At 70.3% G+C, this 2,053-nt stretch carries 2 protein-coding genes and 1 rRNA gene; 2 read left to right on the forward strand and 1 reads right to left on the reverse strand.

Annotated features, from left to right (window positions below; translation table 11 throughout):
* Together GKQ77_RS32100 and GKQ77_RS32105 are read left to right on the forward strand one after the other, a co-directional pair.
* On the forward strand, positions 1-541 hold a 541-nt coding region (locus GKQ77_RS32100), incomplete at its 5' end, for an AAA family ATPase (RefSeq protein WP_219692644.1).
* Positions 541-1,851: a DUF58 domain-containing protein gene (locus tag GKQ77_RS32105; protein ID WP_219692645.1), complete on the forward strand. Its 1,311-nt coding sequence runs from the start codon at positions 541-543 to the stop codon at positions 1,849-1,851. The genes GKQ77_RS32100 and GKQ77_RS32105, both read left to right, overlap by 1 nt.
* Before the next feature lie 79 nt (positions 1,852-1,930).
* Here GKQ77_RS32105 and rrf read toward each other — a convergent pair.
* A 5S ribosomal RNA gene (gene rrf / locus GKQ77_RS32110) occupies positions 1,931-2,047 on the reverse strand.
* Between the last annotated feature and the right edge of the window lie 6 nt (positions 2,048-2,053).

Raw genomic sequence — 2,053 nt, forward strand, 5'->3', positions numbered from 1 at the left:
CCCCGACCCCTTCCTGGTCGCGGCCACCCAGAACCCCGTCGAATACGAGGGCACCTACCCCCTCCCCGAAGCCCAACTGGACCGCTTCCTCCTCAAACTGACGGTCCCGCTCCCCTCCCGCCAGGACGAGATCGACGTTCTCACCCGCCACGCCGAGGGCTTCAACCCACGCGACCTGCACGCCGCCGGCGTACGCCCCGTAGCGGGCCCCGCCGACCTGGAAGCCGCCCGCGCCGCGGTCGCCAAGACCTCCATCTCCCCCGAGATCACCGCTTACGTGGTCGACGTGTGCCGCGCCACCCGCGAATCGCCCTCCCTCACCCTCGGCGTCTCCCCCCGAGGTGCCACTGCCCTGCTCTCCACGGCCCGCGCCTGGGCCTGGCTCACCGGCCGCGACTACGTCATCCCCGACGACGTCAAAGCCCTCGCGCTCCCCACCCTCCGCCACCGCATACAGCTGCGCCCGGAGGCCGAAATGGAGGGCGTCACCGCGGACTCGGTCATCAACGCGATCCTCACCCACGTCCCGGTCCCTCGCTGATGGCCGTCACCGGACGCGCCGCCCTCCTTGCAGCCCTGGGCACCCTCCCCGTAGGCCTCTGGGACCCCAGCTGGACCGGCCTCCTCACCGTCAACACCCCCCTGGCCCTGGCATGCGCCTGCGACTTCGCACTCGCCGCCCCGGTACGCCGCCTCGGCCTGACCCGCTCCGGCGACACTTCCGTACGCCTCGGGGAAACCGCCGAAGTCCAGCTCACCGTCACCAACCCCTCCGGCCGCCCCCTGCGCGCCGACCTCCGCGACGCCTGGCCCCCCAGCAGCTGGCAGCCCGGCACCGAAGTCGCCGCATCCCGCCAGAGCCTCGCGATCCCGGCCGGCGAACGCCGCCGCCTCACCACTCACCTGCGCCCCACCCGCCGCGGCGACCACCGATCCGACCGCGTGACCATCCGCTCGTACGGCCCGCTGCGCCTCTTCGCCCGCCAGGGCACCCACCGGGTTCCGTGGACCGTACGCGTGCTGCCGCCCTTCACCAGCCGGAAGCACCTGCCCTCCAAGCTGGCCCGGCTCCGCGAACTCGACGGCCGCACCAGCGTGCTGACCCGCGGCCAGGGCACAGAGTTCGACAGTCTCCGCGATTACGTCCCCGGCGACGACACCCGCTCCATCGACTGGCGCGCCACGGCCCGCCAGTCCACCGTCGCGATCCGCACCTGGCGCCCGGAACGTGACCGGCACATCCTCCTGGTCCTCGACACCGGCCGCACCTCCGCCGGCCGCGTCGGCGACGCGCCACGCCTTGACGCCTCGATGGACGCCGCGCTGCTCCTGGCCGCCCTGGCCTCCCGCGCCGGTGATCGCGTGGACCTTCTCGCATACGATCGCCGCGTACGCGCCCTGGTCCAGGGCCGATCAGCAGGTGACGTTCTTCCCTCTCTGGTCAACGCCCTGGCGACTCTGGAACCCGAACTCATCGAGACGGACGCCCGAGGCCTGACGTCAACGGCCCTGCGCACAGCACCCCGCAGTTCCCTGATCGTGCTGCTTACGAGCCTCGACGCGGCCCCCATCGAGGAGGGCCTGCTCCCCGTACTTTCACGGCTCACCAAACGCCACAAGGTCCTGCTCGCCTCGGTAGCCGACCCCAGGATCGAGGAAATGGCGAAGGCCCGCGGATCAGTAGAAGCGGTCTACGACGCGGCAGCAGCGGCCCAGGCACAATCCGAACGCCGCCGCACAGCGGAACAACTCACCCGCCGCGGCGTCACAGTAGTGGACGCAATCCCAAACAATCTGGCCCCCGCACTGGCCGACGCCTACCTTTCCCTGAAGGCGGCCGGCCGTCTCTGAGAAGGAGAGGGCCGGGGCCCGAACGCAAAAAAGCCTCAGTCCCCGGACAATGTCCGGGGACTGAGGCTTTATAAGATTAGTTCGGCGGCGTCCTACTCTCCCACAGGGTCCCCCCTGCAGTACCATCGGCGCTATGAGGCTTAGCTTCCGGGTTCGGAATGTAACCGGGCGTTTCCCTCACGCTATGACCACCGAAACACTA

This window comes from Streptomyces anatolicus (assembly GCF_019400875.1).
Lineage (GTDB): Bacteria > Actinomycetota > Actinomycetes > Streptomycetales > Streptomycetaceae > Streptomyces > Streptomyces anatolicus.